The 19,085-nt window shown below is 33.9% G+C and carries 16 protein-coding genes; 3 read left to right on the top strand and 13 right to left on the bottom strand.

Going from position 1 to position 19,085, the window contains the following annotated elements:
• From AAYQ05_RS12395 to AAYQ05_RS12420, 6 genes are all read right to left on the bottom strand, one after another.
• On the bottom strand, positions 1-732 hold the full coding sequence (locus AAYQ05_RS12395; RefSeq protein ID WP_343543685.1) for a GNAT family N-acetyltransferase: 732 nt from the start codon (positions 730-732) through the stop codon (positions 1-3).
• A gap of 69 nt (positions 733-801) precedes the next feature.
• On the bottom strand, positions 802-1,407 hold the full coding sequence (locus AAYQ05_RS12400; protein WP_343543687.1) for a Crp/Fnr family transcriptional regulator: 606 nt from the start codon (positions 1,405-1,407) through the stop codon (positions 802-804).
• Positions 1,408-1,653: 246 nt separating this feature from the next.
• Positions 1,654-3,072: a TolC family protein gene (locus tag AAYQ05_RS12405; RefSeq protein WP_343543689.1), complete on the bottom strand. Its 1,419-nt coding sequence runs from the start codon at positions 3,070-3,072 to the stop codon at positions 1,654-1,656.
• Positions 3,073-3,200: 128 nt separating this feature from the next.
• Entirely contained in the window at positions 3,201-6,365 is a 3,165-nt protein-coding gene (locus tag AAYQ05_RS12410; protein WP_343543690.1) for an efflux RND transporter permease subunit, read from the bottom strand.
• Between the two features lie 12 nt (positions 6,366-6,377).
• Entirely contained in the window at positions 6,378-7,595 is a 1,218-nt protein-coding gene (locus tag AAYQ05_RS12415; RefSeq protein ID WP_343543691.1) for an efflux RND transporter periplasmic adaptor subunit, read from the bottom strand.
• A 248-nt stretch (positions 7,596-7,843) separates the two neighbouring features.
• Complete coding sequence (locus AAYQ05_RS12420) at positions 7,844-8,437, bottom strand: TetR/AcrR family transcriptional regulator (protein WP_111377152.1); 594 nt, start codon at positions 8,435-8,437, stop codon at positions 7,844-7,846.
• 542 nt (positions 8,438-8,979) lie between these two features.
• On the opposite strand from AAYQ05_RS12420, the gene AAYQ05_RS12425 reads away from it, so the two are divergent.
• Together AAYQ05_RS12425 and AAYQ05_RS12430 are read left to right on the top strand one after the other, a co-directional pair.
• On the top strand, positions 8,980-12,039 hold the full coding sequence (locus AAYQ05_RS12425) for an AAA domain-containing protein (protein WP_343543694.1): 3,060 nt from the start codon (positions 8,980-8,982) through the stop codon (positions 12,037-12,039).
• A gap of 157 nt (positions 12,040-12,196) precedes the next feature.
• On the top strand, positions 12,197-12,631 hold the full coding sequence (locus tag AAYQ05_RS12430; RefSeq protein ID WP_343543696.1) for a cupin domain-containing protein: 435 nt from the start codon (positions 12,197-12,199) through the stop codon (positions 12,629-12,631).
• Between the two features lie 83 nt (positions 12,632-12,714).
• On the opposite strand, the gene AAYQ05_RS12435 is transcribed toward AAYQ05_RS12430, so the two are convergent.
• The 6 genes from AAYQ05_RS12435 to AAYQ05_RS12460 form a co-directional block, all read right to left on the bottom strand.
• A complete protein-coding gene (locus AAYQ05_RS12435; RefSeq protein WP_343543698.1) occupies positions 12,715-13,059 on the bottom strand; it encodes a dimethylsulfonioproprionate lyase family protein in 345 nt (114 codons plus the stop codon).
• Between the two features lie 20 nt (positions 13,060-13,079).
• Positions 13,080-13,502 (bottom strand): DoxX family protein, encoded by a 423-nt coding sequence (locus AAYQ05_RS12440; RefSeq protein WP_343543700.1) that lies wholly within the window; start codon positions 13,500-13,502, stop codon positions 13,080-13,082.
• A 329-nt stretch (positions 13,503-13,831) separates the two neighbouring features.
• Positions 13,832-14,626 carry a helix-turn-helix domain-containing protein gene (locus AAYQ05_RS12445; protein ID WP_343543702.1) on the bottom strand — a complete coding sequence of 265 codons (795 nt, stop codon included), beginning with the start codon at positions 14,624-14,626 and terminating at the stop codon, positions 13,832-13,834.
• A gap of 95 nt (positions 14,627-14,721) precedes the next feature.
• Complete coding sequence (locus AAYQ05_RS12450; RefSeq protein WP_343543704.1) at positions 14,722-15,054, bottom strand: hypothetical protein; 333 nt, start codon at positions 15,052-15,054, stop codon at positions 14,722-14,724.
• A gap of 184 nt (positions 15,055-15,238) precedes the next feature.
• Positions 15,239-15,883, bottom strand: a complete 645-nt coding sequence (locus AAYQ05_RS12455) for a hypothetical protein (protein ID WP_343543706.1) — start codon at positions 15,881-15,883, stop codon at positions 15,239-15,241.
• 79 nt (positions 15,884-15,962) lie between these two features.
• Complete coding sequence (locus tag AAYQ05_RS12460; RefSeq protein ID WP_343543708.1) at positions 15,963-17,522, bottom strand: T9SS type A sorting domain-containing protein; 1,560 nt, start codon at positions 17,520-17,522, stop codon at positions 15,963-15,965.
• 705 nt (positions 17,523-18,227) lie between these two features.
• On the opposite strand from AAYQ05_RS12460, the gene AAYQ05_RS12465 reads away from it, so the two are divergent.
• A complete protein-coding gene (locus tag AAYQ05_RS12465; protein WP_343543710.1) occupies positions 18,228-18,461 on the top strand; it encodes a hypothetical protein in 234 nt (77 codons plus the stop codon).
• 50 nt (positions 18,462-18,511) lie between these two features.
• On the opposite strand, the gene AAYQ05_RS12470 is transcribed toward AAYQ05_RS12465, so the two are convergent.
• Positions 18,512-18,979, bottom strand: coding sequence for a hypothetical protein (locus AAYQ05_RS12470; RefSeq protein ID WP_343543712.1), 468 nt, complete (start codon positions 18,977-18,979; stop codon positions 18,512-18,514).
• Positions 18,980-19,085: the final 106 nt, after the last annotated feature.

The raw sequence follows: 19,085 nt of genomic DNA on the forward strand, positions 1-19,085 counted from the left end.
TTACGTCAATTGGTAATTCGTAATCGTAAATAAATCCTCAAAACCCAATCTTGTATATATGCCTTTTCCTAAAGCAGAAGCTTGCAGTTGCGCATATTCACAATCGGCGTCAATAGCTTCGTTGATGGCAAATTTCATGATTTCTTCTGCAAAACCTCTTTTTCGCATTTCGGGAATAACACCAACACCGTGAATTCCCATTGTGTTTTCGGTCTGAAAAAGAGTCAGGGTTCCAATCGCTTTTCCTTCAAAATGAACTAAATAAAATTTAGCATTTTCGTAATTGTTAACTAAAGTTTCCTTACTGATTACATAACTAAAAGACAGCGGATAAATATCTGACCAAGTTTTGGCATCTTCTTCATTTAATACTCTTTTAAAAGTAAGATTGTTTTCAAGTGCGAATTTTTCTCGTAGTTTTAAGGCCATAGCTACAAGCTGAATTCGGATATGAAAGCCGTTTTTTTCGAAAATTTCTTTAGAATTACTTCCAAAAATATCCCAATACGGAACAACCAATCCTGGTTTTTTCTCCATGATTTCCTGAATCAGCGGAAAATTTTCTTCAGTAATATCTTCTCTAGACCATAATCTATTTGGCCAGCCAGAGTTTTTGATTTGAGAAACCTCAAAAGGATCATTTTTATGATAGGAAAGAAGAGGAGTGGCAACGGTTTTCCAAAGAGTGGTTAGGTTGTCGATATTATCTTTGATGAGGTTTGTATGATCCATTTTTGACGTGTTTTAATTATAAAACAAAGATAATTTGGCTATTTCAAAAAAGCCTTTACATATGTTGATTTACAATTCTTTTTCCAGACTTTTTCTAATTCTGCTTAGCTGAGTTGGTGTAATGCCCAAATGCGAAGCGATATGCAATAATGGAACGCGATCTGCAATTGTAGGATGCCTCTCCAGAAGATTAAGATATCTTTCTGTTGCATTCTGCATGACTAAAGCGACTTCTCTTTGTTCTTTTTCAATAATCCAATTTTTTTCTAAGTATGCTATATAAAATGTTTTGAGATCATCATTTTCGCTAATCAACTTAGTATATTTTTTGTAATCAAGATTGATTAAAATGCAATCTTCTAAAGCTTCAATTGTAAAGTTAGAAGGAGTTTGCAAGATTGATGAAACTTTAGAGCATGCAAGTTTGTTTTCGAGGAAAAGGTTTTTGTTATAAAAATTTCCTTGTTCGTCTGTAATAAAAGTTCGTAAAATTCCTTTGGCAATAAAATAAAGATTTTTGCAGACTTCTCCATTTTCTAGTAGTATTTCTCCTTTTTTAATTGTCTGGAAATGTGTCAAGCTTTCAATCAAATTCCAAGACTTTTCAGAAATTGGAGCGTAACTTTCGAAATATAATTTTAGATTGTTGAGGTATGTTTCTTTATTGAAAGTCATAGATTGTTTTGTTTTTGCCACGAAGGCGCTAAGGCACAAAGTTTACTGCCACGAATTTCACGAATTTTTGCGAATTATTTTTACAATTAGAGAGAAAAGAAATTAGTGAAAATTCGTGAGATTCGTGGCAAACAAAAAAACTTCGCGCCTTAGCGCCTTCGTGGCAGAAAATAAAAAACGCCATGAAACCCAAAGGTCTCACAGCGTTTTCATCTCAAAAAATAAATAATTAACGGGTAACGGGTATTATTTCCAGCCTCCGCCTAGTGCGCGATACAAATCTGTATTGGCTGTAAGTTGTTGTCTTTTAATATCAGCAAGTTCTAGTTCACTTTGCAATAAATTTGCTTGTGCAGTTAAAACTTCAAGATATTCTGCTAAACCGTTTTTGAATAAAAGGTTTGCGTTTTTAATCGCTTGCTGTAATGTTTTTACTTTTTCTTTTAAGAAAGTTTCTTGCTGCTGTAATTTTTCTACTTTAACCAAAGCATCCGAAACTTCACTTACCGCAACCAAAACTTGTTGTCTAAAAGCTAAAACTGCTTTTTCTCTTTCCGCGACAGCGATATTGTATTGCGTTTTAAGTCTTTTGTTGTTTAAAAGCGGTTGTGTTAAACCTCCTGCAACAGTTCCAAACAAAGAAGCCGGAATGTTGAACCAATTGCTAGTTTCGAAAGAGTTTACACCGCCTTGAGCTGTAATTCTTAAAGCCGGATATAAATCGGCTTTCGTGATACCGACATTTGCATTGGCCACTTTAAGAGCCAATTCGGCACTTTTTACATCTGGTCTTCTGCTTACTAACGAAGATGGAATTCCGATTGCGTTATTGTTTTTAACTTCAATAGTGCTTAAACGAATTGTTCTTTCTTTAGAATCAGGAAACGAACCAGTCAATACACTTAAGGCATTTTCCTGAATTGCAATATTTTGTTCTAATAACGGAATCAATTGCGCTGAGTTTAATTTCTGTGCTTCAGATTGTTGAATCGCCAAAGTGGTTACCTGACCAGCATCGTATTTTAATTTGATAATATTGGTTGTACTATCATTTAAACGAAGATTTTGTCTGGCAATATCCAATTGTGCATCCAACATTAAAAGATTATAATATCCTCTAGAAACATTAGCAACAATATTGGTCTGCAATGCTTTTTTTACTTCTTCAGATTGAAGATATCCTGCGTAAGCCCCTTTCTTTTGGTTTTTGATCTTTCCCCAAATATCAGCTTCCCAAGAAAGAGAAGCTCCAGCAGAATAGTCGTCAATATGTTTAGCTCCAATTGCCTGGTTTAAGTTCAATCCCGTAAAACTATTGTCAGACGGATTGCTTGTACTTGCGTTTACAAATAAATTTACCTGTGGCACGTTTCCCCATTTTGACTGAGTAAAACGGTATTGAGCAATTTCGATGTTCTTTTCGGCAATCTGAAGGTCGTTGTTTCTTGCAACGGCACTGTCAATTAATTTTATAATATCTTTTTCTGTAAAGAAATTTTTCCACTCCACATCGGCAATACTAGTTGTATCACTCGAAACCGATGCATTCCTGAAATTCTCAGGAAATGCATCTTTTGGAGTTTCAATATCCTTTGAGACTTTACAGGATATTAAAGTCGTGATCAGAATGGCGAAGGTCACGATTTTGGTTATATGATTTTTCATTTAGTTTTTTATTAAATTTCTGTACAAGTATCTTTTCTGGTTTCTAGATCTCTAGAGATTCTGTACGATATATATCCGATGCCAAATATGATGGCAACAAGTATGGTTGTGATATAGTTTTCCATTTATTATTTTTCTTCGTTATGAATTACGGCAACTGGTTTTCCAGAAACCTTTTCTTGTAAATGTTGGAAGATGATGAATAAAACAGGAATGATAAACAAACCTAAAATTACTCCTGAAATCATACCTCCGGCGGCACCAATACTAATAGAGTGGTTACCTTGAGCTGACGGTCCTGTGGCACTCATCATTGGCACTAAACCAACAATAAAAGCAAGAGACGTCATGATAATTGGTCGTAAACGTAATTTGGCAGCATCAATTGAAGCTCTAACTAACGCTTGTCCCGATTTTCTTTTCTGGACGGCAAATTCGACGATCAGAATGGCATTTTTGGCCAGAAGTCCAATAAGCATGACAAGAGCAACTTGTACGTAAATATTGTTTTCAATTCCAGTTAAGCCAATAGCAACGAATACTCCAAAAATACCTGCAGGGATTGACAAGATTACGGCCAAAGGCAAAATGTAACTTTCGTACTGTGCAGCAAGTAGGAAATAAACGAATATCAAACACAGTAAAAATATAGTTGCCGATTGTCCTCCTGACGAAATCTCCTCACGTGTTTGGCCCGAGAATTCAAACCCGTAACCTGCAGGTAATTGTTGTGCTGCTACTTCTTCAATTGCTTTAATGGCATCTCCAGAACTAAATCCTGGTTTCGGAATGGCATTAATAGAAATTGAATTAAACAAATTGTATCTAGAAGCGGTTTCAGAACCATAAATACGAGTCAGTTTTACTAAAGTATTTATTGGCACCATTTCGCCAGTCTTGTTTTTCACAAAAACTCTGTCAATTGCTGTTGGATCTGCTCTGTCTTCGATATCGGCCTGAACAACCACACGGTAATATTTACCAAATCGGTTAAAGTCAGATGCTTGTGCACTACCAAAGTACGCTTGCATGGTTTGTAAAATGTCTTTTACATTAACACCCAATTGATTTGCTTTTTCGTCGTTAACTTCCAATTGCAATTGTGGATAATCGGCTTTGAAAGAAGTAAAAGCAACTGCAATTTCCGGACGTTTCATTAATTCGCCGATAAAATTTTGAGAAATACCGCTGAATTTATCCAGTTTTCCTCCCGTTTTATCTTGAAGAACCAAATCTAAAGCCTCAACGTTACTAAATCCGGGAACAGTTGGGAAACTGAAAACGAAGAAACTTCCTCCTGAGATTCCGCCCAGTTTACCGCGAACCTGATTCATGATTTCGTCAATGTTTTTAATATTGCCTCGTTCTTCGTTTGGTTTAAGCAACACGAAAATTACGGCTGAAGATGGGCTTGTAGAATTCGTCAATAAGTTGAAACCTGAAATCGCTGTAACGAATCTAGAAGCGTCTAATGCTTTTAAAGTATTCTCAGCTTCGGTCATTACTTTTTGAGTTCCGTCCAATGATGTTCCAGATGGTGTGTTTACTGCAATCGCAATAAATCCTTGATCTTCTGTTGGAATAAATCCTGCAGGAGTTGTTTTAACCATTACAACAGTTGCTACAACAATTAAAGCTAATCCGCCCATGCTCAACCATTTTCTTCTGATTAAGAATTTAAGTCCGCCTACGTAACGATTTGTCAACGATTCAAAACTGCTGTTGAAAGCGGTAAAGAATTTCTCTTTAAATCCTTTTTTCACATAAGGTTCATTGTGATCGTGTGCTCCGTGATTATCTTTTAAAAATAATGCCGCAAGCGCCGGACTCAATGTTAAGGCATTAACAGCCGAAATTACAATTGCAATCGCCATTGTAAAGGCAAACTGACGATAGAAAACCCCTGTTGAGCCTTCCATAAAACCAACCGGCAGGAATACAGCAGCCATTACCAGCGTAATCGAGATAATAGCACCCGTTATTTCGTGCATTGCTTCATGCGTTGCGATTTTTGGAGACAAACGTTTGTGCTCCATTTTCGCATGCACCGCTTCGACTACCACAATGGCATCATCGACCACAATACCAATCGCCAGAATTAATGCGAAAAGCGTTAAAAGGTTGATCGAAAATCCGAATAACTGCATGAAGAAGAACGTTCCTAAAATTGCTACAGGTACAGCAATAGCCGGGATTAATGTTGATCTAAAATCTTGCAAGAAGATAAATACCACAATAAACACCAGTATAAAAGCTTCTAATAATGTATGCTCAACTTGTTCGATAGATTGGTCAAGAGATACTTTTGTACTATAGAAAATATTGTGTTTGATGCCTTTTGGAAAATCTTTAGAAGCTTTTTCCATCATTTTGTTAATGGCAATTTGAATATCATTAGAGTTCGATCCAGCCAGCTGAATAACCCCAATTACAATTCCTTTTTTACCATTTAAACGCGTTAAACTGTTGTAAGAGTAAGCACCAAGTTCAACTCGCGCTACATCTTTTAAGCGAAGTACTGAGCCATCTGCATTAGAACGTATAGCAATATTTTCATAATCTTCTGGTTTAGTTAATTTCCCTTTGTATTTAATAACGTATTCAAAAACTTCTTTGCTTCGCTCTCCAAATTTTCCTGGAGCCGCTTCCAAACTTTTGTCCTGAATCGCGCCCATAACTTCGCTTGGCGTCACTTTATAAGTTGACATTTGCGTTGGATTCAACCAAACACGCATAGAGTAATCTTTTACACCACCAAAAATACTGGCAGAACCTACACCCGGAATACGTTTTAGTTCCGGAATAATATTAATCTGTGCATAGTTGGCAACAAACGTCTGATCGTATTTTGATTCATCTTCGGTGTACATACCAATTGCCATGATGAAACTGTTTTGTTGTTTCGCCGTAACAATACCTTGCTGTACAACCTCCGCAGGAAGCTGACTCGTTGCCTGTGCAACTCTGTTTTGTACATTTACCGCAGCTTGATCGGCATCAGTTCCTAGTTTAAAGAAAACGGTGATTGCCAAAGTACCGTCGTTACTCGCTGTAGAACTCATGTAAGTCATGTTTTCTACACCATTTATAGATTCTTCGATAGAAGGTGCCACAGAACGTAAAACGGTTTCTGCGTTGGCTCCCGGATATACCGCCGTTACCAAAACCGATGGAGGCGCAATATCAGGAAACTGTTGTAAAGGCAGTTTAGTTAAACCCAATACTCCCAAAATCACCAATAAAATGGAAATTACGGTTGCCAGTACAGGTCTTTGTATAAATATTTTGAACATTATTTCTTCTGATTATTTTTTGTTAGTTACTTCGGCAACTTTAGTTGATTTTTCTGGCTGAATCGCTTGTCCATCCTGAAGTTTGTCAATACCGCTCATCACGATTTGATCACCAGATTTTACGCCGTCTTTAATTAAATAATTGGTACCGTTTTTACCTATAACTGTAATAGGCATTTTAGTCACTTTGTTGTCTTTGCCTACAGTGAAAACAAACACTTTATCCTGCATTTCGATTGTAGCCGCTTGAGGTACTAAAATCGCATCGTCGTGGTTTAATCCTAAACGAATTCTTCCTGTGTTTCCAGAACGTAAAATTCCGTTTGCATTTGGAAAAGTCGCTCTAATCGTGATCGCTCCTGTAGTTTTATCAAACTGACCGTCAACCATATCGATTTTTCCTGTTTTTGGATAAGCGCTGTTATCAGCCAAAATCAAAGTAACTGGAGGAAGTTTTTTGATTTTATCGCCTAATGAACTTCCAGCATATTGTTCTTTAAAGTGAATGAAATCTGTTTCACCTAAAGAGAAATAAGCAAATACTTCGTGTACATCTGATAAAGTCGTTAAAGCTTCAACATCAGAAGCAGAAACTAAACTTCCTTGTTTTTTAGGTAATCTTCCTATGTAACCGCTAACTGGAGCTGTAACGTTAGTGTATCCTAAATTAATTTTAGCAGAACCTACCATTGCTTTAGCCTGTTCGATATTGGCAGCAGCAATTTTTTGAGAAGCTTTAGCTGTTTTCAATTGATAATCAGAAACTACTTTGTTTTGTACTAGAGGAGTCAATTTATCTACTTCTAAATTAGCGTTGATCAAAGCCGCTTCTGCAGCATGAAGACTTGCCAAAGCATTGTTTAACTGCTCACGAAACGGACGCTCATTGATTTTGAATAAAGTTTGTCCTTTGCTTACATAAGCACCTTCGTCTACAAAAATTCTGTCTAGGTTTCCGCTAACTTGAGGACGAATTTCAACATCAACAGTTCCTTGTATAGCTGCAGGATATTCAGCGTCAGTTGTTGTATTGGCGCTTGTGATAGCCAAAACTGGTAAAACCGGTGGAGGTGTAGCAGTAGGCGCCTGATTTTTATCGGCACAGCTGCTTAATACTAGGGCCAGAATAAAACTGGTTATAATTACATTTTTCATTTTCATTATGGTTTTAATTGGTTGAACATTTTCTTGGATAAAATTCTTAGGTATTCTGGCATTCTCGGGATTCATATTTAATTGAATTAAATTATCTAACGTTGTTAAGTAAAAGTGCACAAATTTCCATACAGTAAGCCTTTCCAATTCTATTTCGAATCAGTATTAAATTATCTAACGTTGTTAAGTAAAAGTCTAAAAAAAGAGCTTTTATTACCTTTATTAAATTTTCTAACAGTGTTAAGCGAAAGTTATAAAAAAAAGGATTTTACATTATCCCGTTTAAATCATTTTACACTGTTAAGTAAAATTGAAAATTTTTTTTACTGTATAGATTTGATGATGCCAGTAATAGCATCCTTCAAAATCTGAGCATTTATTGTTTCTAAAATATCACTTTTGTTAATGATGTTGATGGCGATTAAACCATGGATAACAGAAAAGAAAGTAAAATATTTTTGTTTAATGATATCTTCACTAGGATTGCTGTCTTTCATAATTTCAGCAATAACACCAGTAAACAATTTGTAAGGTGCTTCCTGAGCCGAACATCGCTGTGCACAGCAAGTCATTTGAACACCAAACATAAGTTGATACATTTCAGTATTAGTAAAAGCGAAATCCCAATAAGTCATCCACATGGCTTCTAACTGATCTTCGGGTTTCTCAAACTTGTCTTTTGCAGTTTGCAACTCTTTAGCCAGTTTTAAAAAACCTTTGCCTGTCAGTTCTTCTAGTATTGCTTCTTTATTCGAGAAATATTCATAAATAATAGGAGCAGTATATTCGATTCTGTCGGCAATTTTACGCATACTCAAACCATTCCAGCCTTCATCTTTTACGATATCATAAGCAGCGCCAAGGATATTGTTCCTTGTCTCTTCTTTTTGTCTTAAAATTCGATCTTTGCTAGCCATTGTATTCAAGTATTAAATCGTTTAACACTGTTAGGCAAATGTATGGCAGATTTTCGAATTTCAAAATGTTTTTATCATAATATTTTCTTATTGTTCCATAGATGGATTAGGAAGCCTTGAATTTATTGAGGTTTTCGCTTTTAATATTTTTTAGAAGCAGGACATTTTTCGTTTTTAAGAACGTTTTGTCCCGCTCTACATTATATTTTTTGTGGTGAACCCCACCACAAAAAGATGTCATTTCGATCGGGGCTAGGAGAGAACATAAATTTTTTCATTAGAACTTTCTCAAAGTTTACCACAAAGTTTGTCATTTCGAGGAACGAGAAATCTTCACAAGTAGCTCCGCAAAGATTAATATTGCTTATTATATAAGTTACAGACTTTTGTATTTACATGAAGAACATTCGTAGAAGAGTCAATACTTTTTAAAAATGTAGTATATTAGCTATATTTTAAAGCTTTTTTTATAGAGGAAATCATTAAAATTTGTAATGTAAGATGCAATAAAGAATTAGAACTTAAAAAAATAGAGCGAAAAATTGAAAAAACAAGATATACTGAGATTCTGGAGGGATATCGAAATATTTAGCCTTCCTGATTTTAATAAAGATGCTATACTTCTAAACAATGGAGTGCTATTGCCTTGGCAACAAATTGTAAAGAGACCTAAGAAGAATTATAAGTGGCGTTATACGTTGGTTTTTGGAAAAATAGAAAAAAAGCTAATTTTACACCATCTCAGTACTTTACTCAGAACAGAGACGGTTAGTGATTGGGAAGAACCAATACAAGGTTTTACTTGTCTTTCTGCATTGATATTAGATGAACAAGGTCGTCCTCAACAGGACAGCTATGTTACTGCAAGTTATACGTTTGGTATTAAAATCCTTGAAAACAATGGAAATTTAGCATCTGTTTCTGAGGATTTGGAAAATGCAAGGATGGAGTTTTTGGAGCGATATAATATTCCCGAAATTAATGTTGATAATGATAATAATGAACTAAATCTTAAAGGTGATATTGTCAATTGGAATCATTTAGAAAGTGAAATTAATTATCTCGAGAAACTTAGTTTATGGCGAAAAGATAAAATCAAGGTTTATTTGTTATTAGAAGAAGTTCCTAAGGATAGTGAGACTAATTCAAGTTTTTTGAATAGTTTTTACTTAGATGACTTAAACTACTTATCGAATGCTGAAGAAAAACAATTAAGTATTTCTCTACAGCAATATTTAACAATTCAACCAATAGAAAAAGAGAGAAGAGACCTTATTCAAAACAAAGAAATGTTTTTTGAAACTTTCAACCCGAGTCAAATGACATCGGGTAGATGGCCTTCTAAAATAGAATATGGGCTTTATGCTGCACAAGTTGGAGCTGTTAACACTATATTTTCTAAATTAAGAGATACTGATGGAGTACAAGGTGTTAATGGACCTCCGGGTACAGGAAAAACAACACTATTATTAGATGTAATAGCAGAAATCATTGTTGAGAGGGCTAAAGTAATTTCTAAGCTAGGTCATGATAATTTATTTGAAAAAGGATCTATAAAGGTTGAAAAAGAGTCTTTTACATTCCATACTTATAATCTAACTGCTTCGCTTCGAAGAAATTTTGGTATTGTAGTGGCTAGTAATAACAACGCTGCTGTTGAAAATATCAGTAAGGAATTACCTCTTAGAAGCAAAATTGACGTTTCAATCTTTCCTGAAGCAGATTATTTTTCACAATGTGCCACGGCACTTATTGAGGATGAAAGTTGGGGAGTATTAGCTGCTGCTTTAGGTAATTCTAAAAATAGAAATAATTTTAGAAAAGCATTTTGGAAACCAGAAAAAGACAAAGGTTTTGTCGGTTTTCATGATTTACTTTACGAAGTTTACAAAGATTCTACAAACGACAAAAGAGATTTTCATTGTGAATCGTTTGAACTTCAAAATAAAAAATTTAAATCCTTGCTCAAGGATTTTGAAGAATTTAAAAAAATAGCAAGCTCATTTCATCAACAACTACCGATCTTTCTTGAAAATAGAAAAAAACTTACTTTGCTGAAAAAGGAATTAAAACAAATTGAAAATAAATTATCCCTACTTTCTGAACAAAAAAAGATCGTTGCCGAAAAAGAAAATCAAGTTAAAAAAGATGCTGATAGGCTCGTAGCGCTATTGCATCTGCAAATCCAAGGTAAACCCTCTTTTTTCTTCTTCCAAAAATTATTTAAAACTGAGAAGTTTAAACAGTGGAATATTGAAGCAGATAATATTAAAACCAAACTTAATTCAATCAATACCGAGTTAGAAGAAATCGAAAGGCAACTAAATAAAAATGAAGAAGAAACTCTAGTTCTTCGGTCAAATGAAAGTAAAACCAAAAAAACTTTATCTCAATTGGATGTGTTTTTTAGTGACTATCAAAAGCTTCAAAATAAATTGACAAAGAAATATGAAATTATTCCAGAGAATCTTTTAGATAGTATATTATATGAAAAAGATTTATCAAGTGTTCACCTTCTAAATCCATATCATTCACCTAAAATCGCTAAGCTTAGAAGTGACATATTTATTACTGCATTAAATTTACATAAAGATGCCATTTTAGCAAATGCTAAGAATATTAAAAATAACGTAAATGCTTATTTTGAAATGACCGCAGGATGGGTTAAAGTAAATGAAACAATTGCCCAGAATTTATGGGATACTTTTTTCCTTTGTGTGCCGGTAGTCTCTACTACTTTGGCATCAGCAAGTCGTCTTTTTCCAAATAATACTCCAGAGCAAATAGGATGGTTATTAATAGACGAGGCTGGACAGGCAACGCCTCAATCTGCAGCAGGCTTGATTTACCGTTCTAAACGTTGTGTGATTGTAGGTGATCCCTTGCAGGTTGAACCTGTTGTTACAATGCCTGAAAAATTAATTGCAAAAATAAGAAATGAACATTCCGTTTCAGTAGATTGGTCACCTTATAGAACATCTGTTCAGCAATTAGCTGATAGGGTTTCACTTTCTGGAACCTATATGGATGTTGGCAATACTGATGAAAAAATTTGGACGGGATTTCCTTTAAGAACACATCGACGTTGCGATAATCCAATGTTTTCTATTGCAAACAAAATTGCTTACAGTAATCAAATGGTAAAAGCTGTAGATAGTAACTCTACAGAAAATTTAATTGGAGCATCTTCATGGTTTGATGTAAGTATGACACCTACGTTAATTAATAAACATGTTATTAAAGAAGAAATTGATCTTTTAGATATAAAGATTACAGAACTTAGAAATATAGGATATGAGGGAGAAATTTATGTGATTTCACCCTTTAAATCAATAGCTTCTTACTGTAATGAATTTTTTAAAACACATCAAAAGATATCCTGTGGAACAATACATACTTTTCAAGGTAAAGAAGCAGATATTGTTTTTCTTGTTTTGGGCAGTGACCCTAAATCATTAGGAGCAAGAAACTGGGCTTCACAAAAACCAAATATGCTAAATGTTGCACTTACAAGGGCAAAGAAAAGATTTTATGTTATTGGAAATAGAAAACTATGGGCGTCTTGCAATTACTTTAACACAATGTCTAAAATGTTAAATTGATTCTTTTTTAATTCCAAAGATTGACGATTTAGATTGTGGAGTTTCTTGCGAAGATTTCTCCTTCGTCGAAATGACAAAATGAGAATATCCTTAATTTCATAAGAAATTTGAAAAAGTTTATTGCAATTTTTTTTTCGTAACATTACAACAAAAAAAAATGAAAACCCTGACTATCCTAAAAACCACAATTGCAGTTTTATTTTTCCAACAAACCTTTTCGCAGGAAACGAAAAAAGAAACAGCATCGCCACAATACAACATCGAAAACTGTGTCAATCATTTTGATATAAACAAAGCCACCAAAACCAAAGTGGGGTATCAATATTGGTTTGCTAATAAAGATTTTACTCAAGAAAATACTTTAAAAATGAGTATTGTCGAACCTGGAAAATCGACACACGCGCCACATCACCATCCTGAAGAAGAATTTTTCTATATTTTAGAAGGAACCGCCGAATTCTTCCTTGACGGAAAAACCGTTACAGCGGGTCCAAATACAAGTTTCTATTGTCCGCCTAATGCCGAACATGGAATTAGCAATGCGGGTAAAACAGATTTGAAATATTTGGTTATTAAAAAGGATTTGAGGTAAAAAATCTTTCTTAATGTTCTGTAAGAGCTACGCAAATGTCTCTGACTTTGCGCAGCTGTTCAAGAGGCTATTAAATATCTTGTTTACTTCAAAATGACAACCTCTTCGGGAATCATAAACAAAAGTGTACAGCCTGTTCTAGAAAATACAGAATGCGTGCTTCCTGGAGGCATGTACAAATAATCGCCAGCTTTTAATTCGTCTTTTCCAGAGCGTACTTCGCCTTCTAGAACATAGATTTCTTCGCCAGCAGGATGCACGTGATTTGGGTACGATGCGCCGGGTTCAAATTTTAAAAGAAAAGTAGGAGGACGGTTAGTAGCGGCATCAAAGCGTAATACTTTAGCATAAATTCCGTCTGTTTTTACACCTTCTTCTTGAAGTGGTTTCCATTCTAATTCATTGCTTTTTGTGATTTTAGTTTCCATAGTTATTCAAATTTAATTAGTTAATTTTTCAAAAGATATTCATCCAAACTCCATCGGTACTTGTCAGTGGTGGCTAAGAGAAAAGCGCCCATTGAAAAGACAAATACGGAATAATCAAGAGGGTTTTTTATTCCGAACGAATAAGTCATTGCCAATGCAAAGAGAAAAGTTAAGATAGAAGCACCAACAGCAGTTTTTCTGGTTTGATATCCAATCAGCAGTAAAATAGCAAATAAGGTTTCCAGAAAAGTGCTGATAATTGCAATTGACGGAATGAAACTTTTTGGTAAAAAAGAATTTACTTGTTGTGTGTACCCCAGAAAATTTTCCCATCCCGAAGATTGTTTCCCAAGCAAACCCAACCGACTCGAAACGGTAGATAAAAATCCAATTGCCATTGCGATTCGTAAAAGCAAAATGGCATAATCTTGATATCTTTTCATAAACTATTTTATTAGTAATTAATGAGACACAAAGATCAGGCAGTAGTGCTTTTTAAAGAATAGAGAATCTTGGAAAAAGCATGTAATTATGCTTGAAGTCAAAAAGTCTTTTGACTAATATAACGTACTATTTGTCATTTCGACGAAGGAGAAATCTTCGCAAGAAGCTCCATCTCGTAAGTTGCCAATCTTTATGGAGCTTCTCACGAAGATTTGCTTTGCCTGTTCGCTATTGCTCGGGTCTCCTTCGTCGAAATGACATAAAATGAGATAAAACTTTGCAAATCTGTGACTTTGTGAGCAATTTTCTGCGTTCAACAAAACATTCGCTACAATTGAACAACTTTCTCCTTATAAGATTTCGGAGAAATATTAGTGTGTTTTTTAAAGAAGTTCGAAAAATAGAAAGGATCATTAAAACCTAAAGCATAAGCGGTTTCTTTTACCGATAATTTCTCGTAGGTAAACAAACGTTTTGCTTCAGAAATTATTAGTCCGAAAATGATATTTTGTGCCGTTTTATTGCAATGCAGTTTAGAGAGTTCGTTTAATTTGGCTTCGGTTGTGCCGATTAAATTGGCAATTTCATTAACCGAAAGATTTTTGTCAAAATTACCGCGAATGGCTTCCAGAAAATGAAGAAACAAAGCGTCTGGTTTGTAGATTTCTTCTCCTAGTTTTATTTTAGAACGATTGATTTCGACTAAAATCAATTGAATTCTAGAATGAATAGAAATGAGGTATTGATACGGTTTTTGGGCAATTTCCTGCTGAATAAGCTCTAAAGCATCAACAACCAATTTGTCGTCATCTACTTTTATCACTTCATTCATTGCAAAATGACAGAATAAGCTGTTGTGGAAAATCAACTCAATGTCATTATCATTTTTGCAGAAAAAATCATAGGTAAATTCGAGAACAAATCCGACTGCATTTTTGCTGTTTTTTATAAAATGAATTTGACCTGAGGTTATAGTTAAGACTGAATTTCTTGTGATTAGATATTCGTTTTCATCTACCGAAAGGGTTATCTCGCCAGATGTGCAAAATAAAAGCACATATTTTAATACACGTCTAGGATGCTTTAAATCTTCTGCTTGTTCAAACGTCTTTATTTCAATCATTTGTTTTTGAATTTAAACGCAATCCCGATAGCTTTCGGGAGCTTAGATTTTGTAAAGTTATGAATTTAAAGAAATTGTTTTCTCTCTTTATAACATTAATCAATATGTTTTTCAAAGTAATTAGAAGCCATTTCTAGAATTGACTCTTTTGTAGTAAAATTGTACTGAACTCCATTATTGAGTGTATAAGAATCTCCCATCTTTGGATCATACTGCTTTCCGTCTACATGAAATGATTCTAGAAAAGAAAGCCAGAGATTGCGATGTTGATCTTTGAAATAAAACTGATCCCGATTTGAAATGACTAGGATTGTCCCATTATCATTGTCAAGAATCGAAAAAGTGTTGCTGTCCACATCTTCCAAAATGGTAATATTGGTATTGAATTTTTTGGACAGCAGTGCTGCAAGTTTTTTTGTTAGTGGCATAAGAAGTGGTATTTAATTTGTCTTGAGGACAGTAAATTTAGAACCTCAAATTTGATCAAAACAGCCCCTAAAAGTTTTTTTTGTATTAAAATAAGGTTTTTTAATTTAGCGATTTGAGTGAAGCTTTTAATTCTTATTTCGACTAAAGGCAAATGTTTCAAATTTTTTGTTTTTTATTCGTTCGCTATAATTTTAATGTTATCAAATAAAGAATGAAAGCAAGCAGTAGTGATCCAATTCCAACTAGTAATATAGGATCGACTTTATCAAAAAGTTTAGGTTTTTTAGGAAGAGAATATACGATGGCCGTTAAAATTGACAATGAAAACAAAATCAGAAAAATCCTTTTCCCTCCTCCAGTATCTTCTTCATTTCTGCATCTAAGATTGAGGTATTCTTTATCATTTTTGATCAGCGAATGAATTTTACAAGAATTTTGCGTATTAAAATCATCCATATCATCTTTTAAAATAGCAATTGAGATGGTATCTCCAGTTTTTATTTCATTTATAACTTCTTTATCATTAACACAACGATAGTCATAACTGGCAATCTCGAAAGTACTTTGATTATTAATGCAGTTAAATTCTATCCATTTTCTGCTTCTTTTTCCTTTTCTTTCTTTGAATTTTGGAGCGTTCGAAATGATCAGGTTTTCATAAACTTCAAGATCTGACTGTTCTATGGCATAACTTCCACTTATGACTTTGATAAAAAAATAAGTTCCGAAAATGAGACATAATACAGATACAACCAAATAACCTTTTTGCTTTTCTTCCCAATCACTAATGCTGTCAATCATATTAAAGTTTGTGAGATTTATATTCAAAAATAGGAATATTTTTTGTCGAGATTTTGGTTTTAGAGTTGTTTGTATTCACAAGCGAAACTCTCGCGACCAGACGTTTTTATCTTTTTATAATTTTTTGAGTATGTTTTTTATTTGAAGAAAATGCATTAATAATATACATGCCCGAAGTAAGCTGTTGTGTATTAATTTGGTTGGTTTTCTGATTTTGTTCTAGTATTATCTTACCGTTCATATCAGTAATAGTAACTTTATCAATCGGTTCTCCATTTTGAGATTCAAAATTTAATACAGAAGAAACAGGATTTGGATAAGTAATAAAATAATCATTTTTGAAATCATCTACAGATAAATGATCAGAAGCAAATTTAACGATCCATCCGTCTGCAGACCCTTTTAAGTTGGTGACATCTTCATTATTAGAAAAAGTATATCCTGCCATAATATAGCTTCCATCATTATTCGAGATAATTGATTCTATACGATCATAACTATTTCCGCCAATATTTTTTTGCCATTGTAGATTCCCCGTTTGATTTATCTTTACTATCCAAGCATCAGACGACCCTTTGTTTCCTGTTAGATCTTTATCTAAAGAAGAAGATGATGCTGTAAAAACATAACCCCCATCAGAAGTTGGAAAAATATCAGTTCCTTCATCATTTGCAGTTCCGCCAAAAACTTTTTGCCATTCAATAACTCCCGAAACATTAATTTTTACAACCCAAACGTTACTGCTTGTATCGTTAGAGGTTACATCTCCATCTGTTGACACAGTGCTTCCAATAACAATAAAACCACCATCAGAAGTTAATGATATAGATTTAAAAGTATCAGTTTTGCTTCCGCCATATGTTTTTTGCCAATCTATATTCCCTAAACTATTTAATTTAACTATCCAACCGTCAGAATATCCTTTGTTTACTATAAGATCTCCATCATTAGATCCGCTCATTCCGCATAAAATATAACCGCCATCGGTAGTTTGTTTAATGCTATAGGCATACTCATCCTGTGTACCTCCTAAGGCCTTCTGCCATGTTATATTTCCTTGTATATTTAGTTTTACAACCCATATATCATATGCATTCGTAGTGCCATTACTGTGCAGACCACTAACATCACCATCGTTAGAAATGCTGTTTCCTACAACAATATATCCTCCGTCTGTTGTTTGCGAAATGCTATAAGATCTTTCTGTTATTGATCCTCCTAATGATTTCTGCCACTCTATAACACCTAGCGAATTCAATTTTACAATCCAGTAATCACCACTAGTATAAGTTCCATGATTAAAGGTGGCATCTCCATCATTAGATTCTGAATATCCTGTTACAATATAACCTCCATCATTGGTCTGCTGTACACAATCTGCATAATCTTGTTTTGAGCCGCCGTATGTTTTCTGCCATTCGGTTACTAGATTTGAATTCAGTTTTACAATCCACGCGTCATATTCTCCTTTGTTTATTGTTAAGTCTCCATCGTTTGAACTTGTTGCGCCAGCTACAATATAGCCTCCGTCTGAAGTTTTCTTTATGTTGCTAAAGCTTTCAGTTTTTGTTCCTCCAAAGCATTTTTGCCATTCAATTGTAGGCGCCTGTGCATATATGTGTAGTGATAATGGAAATATAAAAGAAAGGAGTAATCTTTTTTTCATAGCAAATGGGGTGGTTTTTTGGTTAGATTTTGTTAGTATTATTTGTAAATTAACATAGTGGTTACGACAAATATATTATTTTTTGATTTTGATTGACGATGTGTCTTTTGCTTGTGAAACGGAACAAAAAAAGAGCAATTCCTCTCAAACCAAAGTAAAACAGCCCTTTAAACTAATTTTTAAATTTGTGTTTCTAAGGAGCTGTATAGTTTTTGTAGTATTTTAATTTGATCGCTTTATTGTTCATGAGCGAGACGCCTATGCTAGATTGGCGATTTAGATTACGGGACTTCAACTTCGCTCAGCCTGACAAATGTTTCATTTTTTTTTTACGTATAGTTTGTCTATTGGTTTAGTTTGTCATTTCGACCGAAGGGAGAAATCTTCACAAGTAGCTCGACAAAGATTGTCGATTTAGATTGTGGAGTTTCTCGCGAAGATTTCTCCTTACGTCGAAATGACAAACATGCGATAAATGCCTGCTGAAATATAGATTTCTTATATTTGATAAAACGAATATATTTATTGAAAGAAAAATCTTTCTTTTTAAAAAGTTTTCTTACATTTGAAGTTCTTAAATCTTCACATTAAGACAACATAAAATTTGCCCTCGTGCTATGTAGTAAAGCTCCGAAAGGACTTTGACGCCGTGAAGAAGCGTAAGACTGCTAAGGTATGAGGGTTTTTTCTTAAATTCTTCACTTTATGAAAAACAGCACCCTTTCCAAAGAAGCCGAAACAAGGCTGATTGATTTTTTTAACCATATTATAGATCCCGAAGATATGGCTAAAATCTTAAGACAAGTAAATTGCATTTTAGCTCTCGGCGTAATGCGACAACACGAAACCCTCCAAATTGGACTAACCAATTTTGAAGACAATTATTATTGGCTCAATGAATTGGCGGAGATTTTAAATCCTTATTTGAGTGAGGAGTAAGATTTTTAAAATGGAAAAACCTCGATTTTTTAAGGTCGAGGTTTTGATATTTATATACGATAATCCTTTTCAAGTAAAGATTTTATTTCAATAAACTCCTCAATGTAATTATTTTTTACTGTGTGAAAATTATCACCATAATTATTTAGAATTATTTCATTGGAAGGCTCATAATCTAAATTTTCTAAATGATAAATTTTGATGCTCGCTAGTATTTTATCTAAATTTTCTAAAGTGAAATAATTACTATCTTCATTTATTTTTATAATTATATTTTCAATATGATTGATGATGTTCTCCTTTAAGTCATTTGAAATTATAAACTCATTAAAATTAATAAAGCCAAACATATCTATTAATATATTATCGATGTTTTGAACGAGTTCTTTTTTTAGTTCAATAAAATCTTTATTATCATTTTTAAGTTCGTCAAAAAGGAAAATATAAAATACTAATAAAAAAGCATCTTTGACCCAAAGTGTTCCATACTTGTATTTTAATTGACTTTCTGATGGCATTTTATATCTAATTTTTTATTCAAAGTCAAATTTAAAGTAAAAAGTTTAGTCCTCTTACAATTATTTTTAAGTTTAGGAACTCTAAGTATTCACGAGCGAGACGCTC

Origin of the sequence: Flavobacterium movens (assembly GCF_039581425.1) — a bacterium.
GTDB classification, from domain to species: domain Bacteria; phylum Bacteroidota; class Bacteroidia; order Flavobacteriales; family Flavobacteriaceae; genus Flavobacterium; species Flavobacterium luteolum.

Coding starts and splice junctions, on each gene's coding strand:
- AAYQ05_RS12395 (WP_343543685.1), bottom strand. CDS start 732: ATGGATCATACAAACCTCATCAAAGATAATATCGACAACCTAACCACT.
- AAYQ05_RS12400 (WP_343543687.1), bottom strand. CDS start 1,407: ATGACTTTCAATAAAGAAACATACCTCAACAATCTAAAATTATATTTC.
- AAYQ05_RS12405 (WP_343543689.1), bottom strand. CDS start 3,072: ATGAAAAATCATATAACCAAAATCGTGACCTTCGCCATTCTGATCACG.
- AAYQ05_RS12410 (WP_343543690.1), bottom strand. CDS start 6,365: ATGTTCAAAATATTTATACAAAGACCTGTACTGGCAACCGTAATTTCC.
- AAYQ05_RS12415 (WP_343543691.1), bottom strand. CDS start 7,595: ATGAATCCCGAGAATGCCAGAATACCTAAGAATTTTATCCAAGAAAAT.
- AAYQ05_RS12420 (WP_111377152.1), bottom strand. CDS start 8,437: ATGGCTAGCAAAGATCGAATTTTAAGACAAAAAGAAGAGACAAGGAAC.
- AAYQ05_RS12430 (WP_343543696.1), top strand. CDS start 12,197: ATGAAAACCCTGACTATCCTAAAAACCACAATTGCAGTTTTATTTTTC.
- AAYQ05_RS12435 (WP_343543698.1), bottom strand. CDS start 13,059: ATGGAAACTAAAATCACAAAAAGCAATGAATTAGAATGGAAACCACTT.
- AAYQ05_RS12440 (WP_343543700.1), bottom strand. CDS start 13,502: ATGAAAAGATATCAAGATTATGCCATTTTGCTTTTACGAATCGCAATG.
- AAYQ05_RS12445 (WP_343543702.1), bottom strand. CDS start 14,626: ATGATTGAAATAAAGACGTTTGAACAAGCAGAAGATTTAAAGCATCCT.
- AAYQ05_RS12450 (WP_343543704.1), bottom strand. CDS start 15,054: ATGCCACTAACAAAAAAACTTGCAGCACTGCTGTCCAAAAAATTCAAT.
- AAYQ05_RS12460 (WP_343543708.1), bottom strand. CDS start 17,522: ATGAAAAAAAGATTACTCCTTTCTTTTATATTTCCATTATCACTACAC.
- AAYQ05_RS12465 (WP_343543710.1), top strand. CDS start 18,228: ATGAAAAACAGCACCCTTTCCAAAGAAGCCGAAACAAGGCTGATTGAT.
- AAYQ05_RS12470 (WP_343543712.1), bottom strand. CDS start 18,979: ATGCCATCAGAAAGTCAATTAAAATACAAGTATGGAACACTTTGGGTC.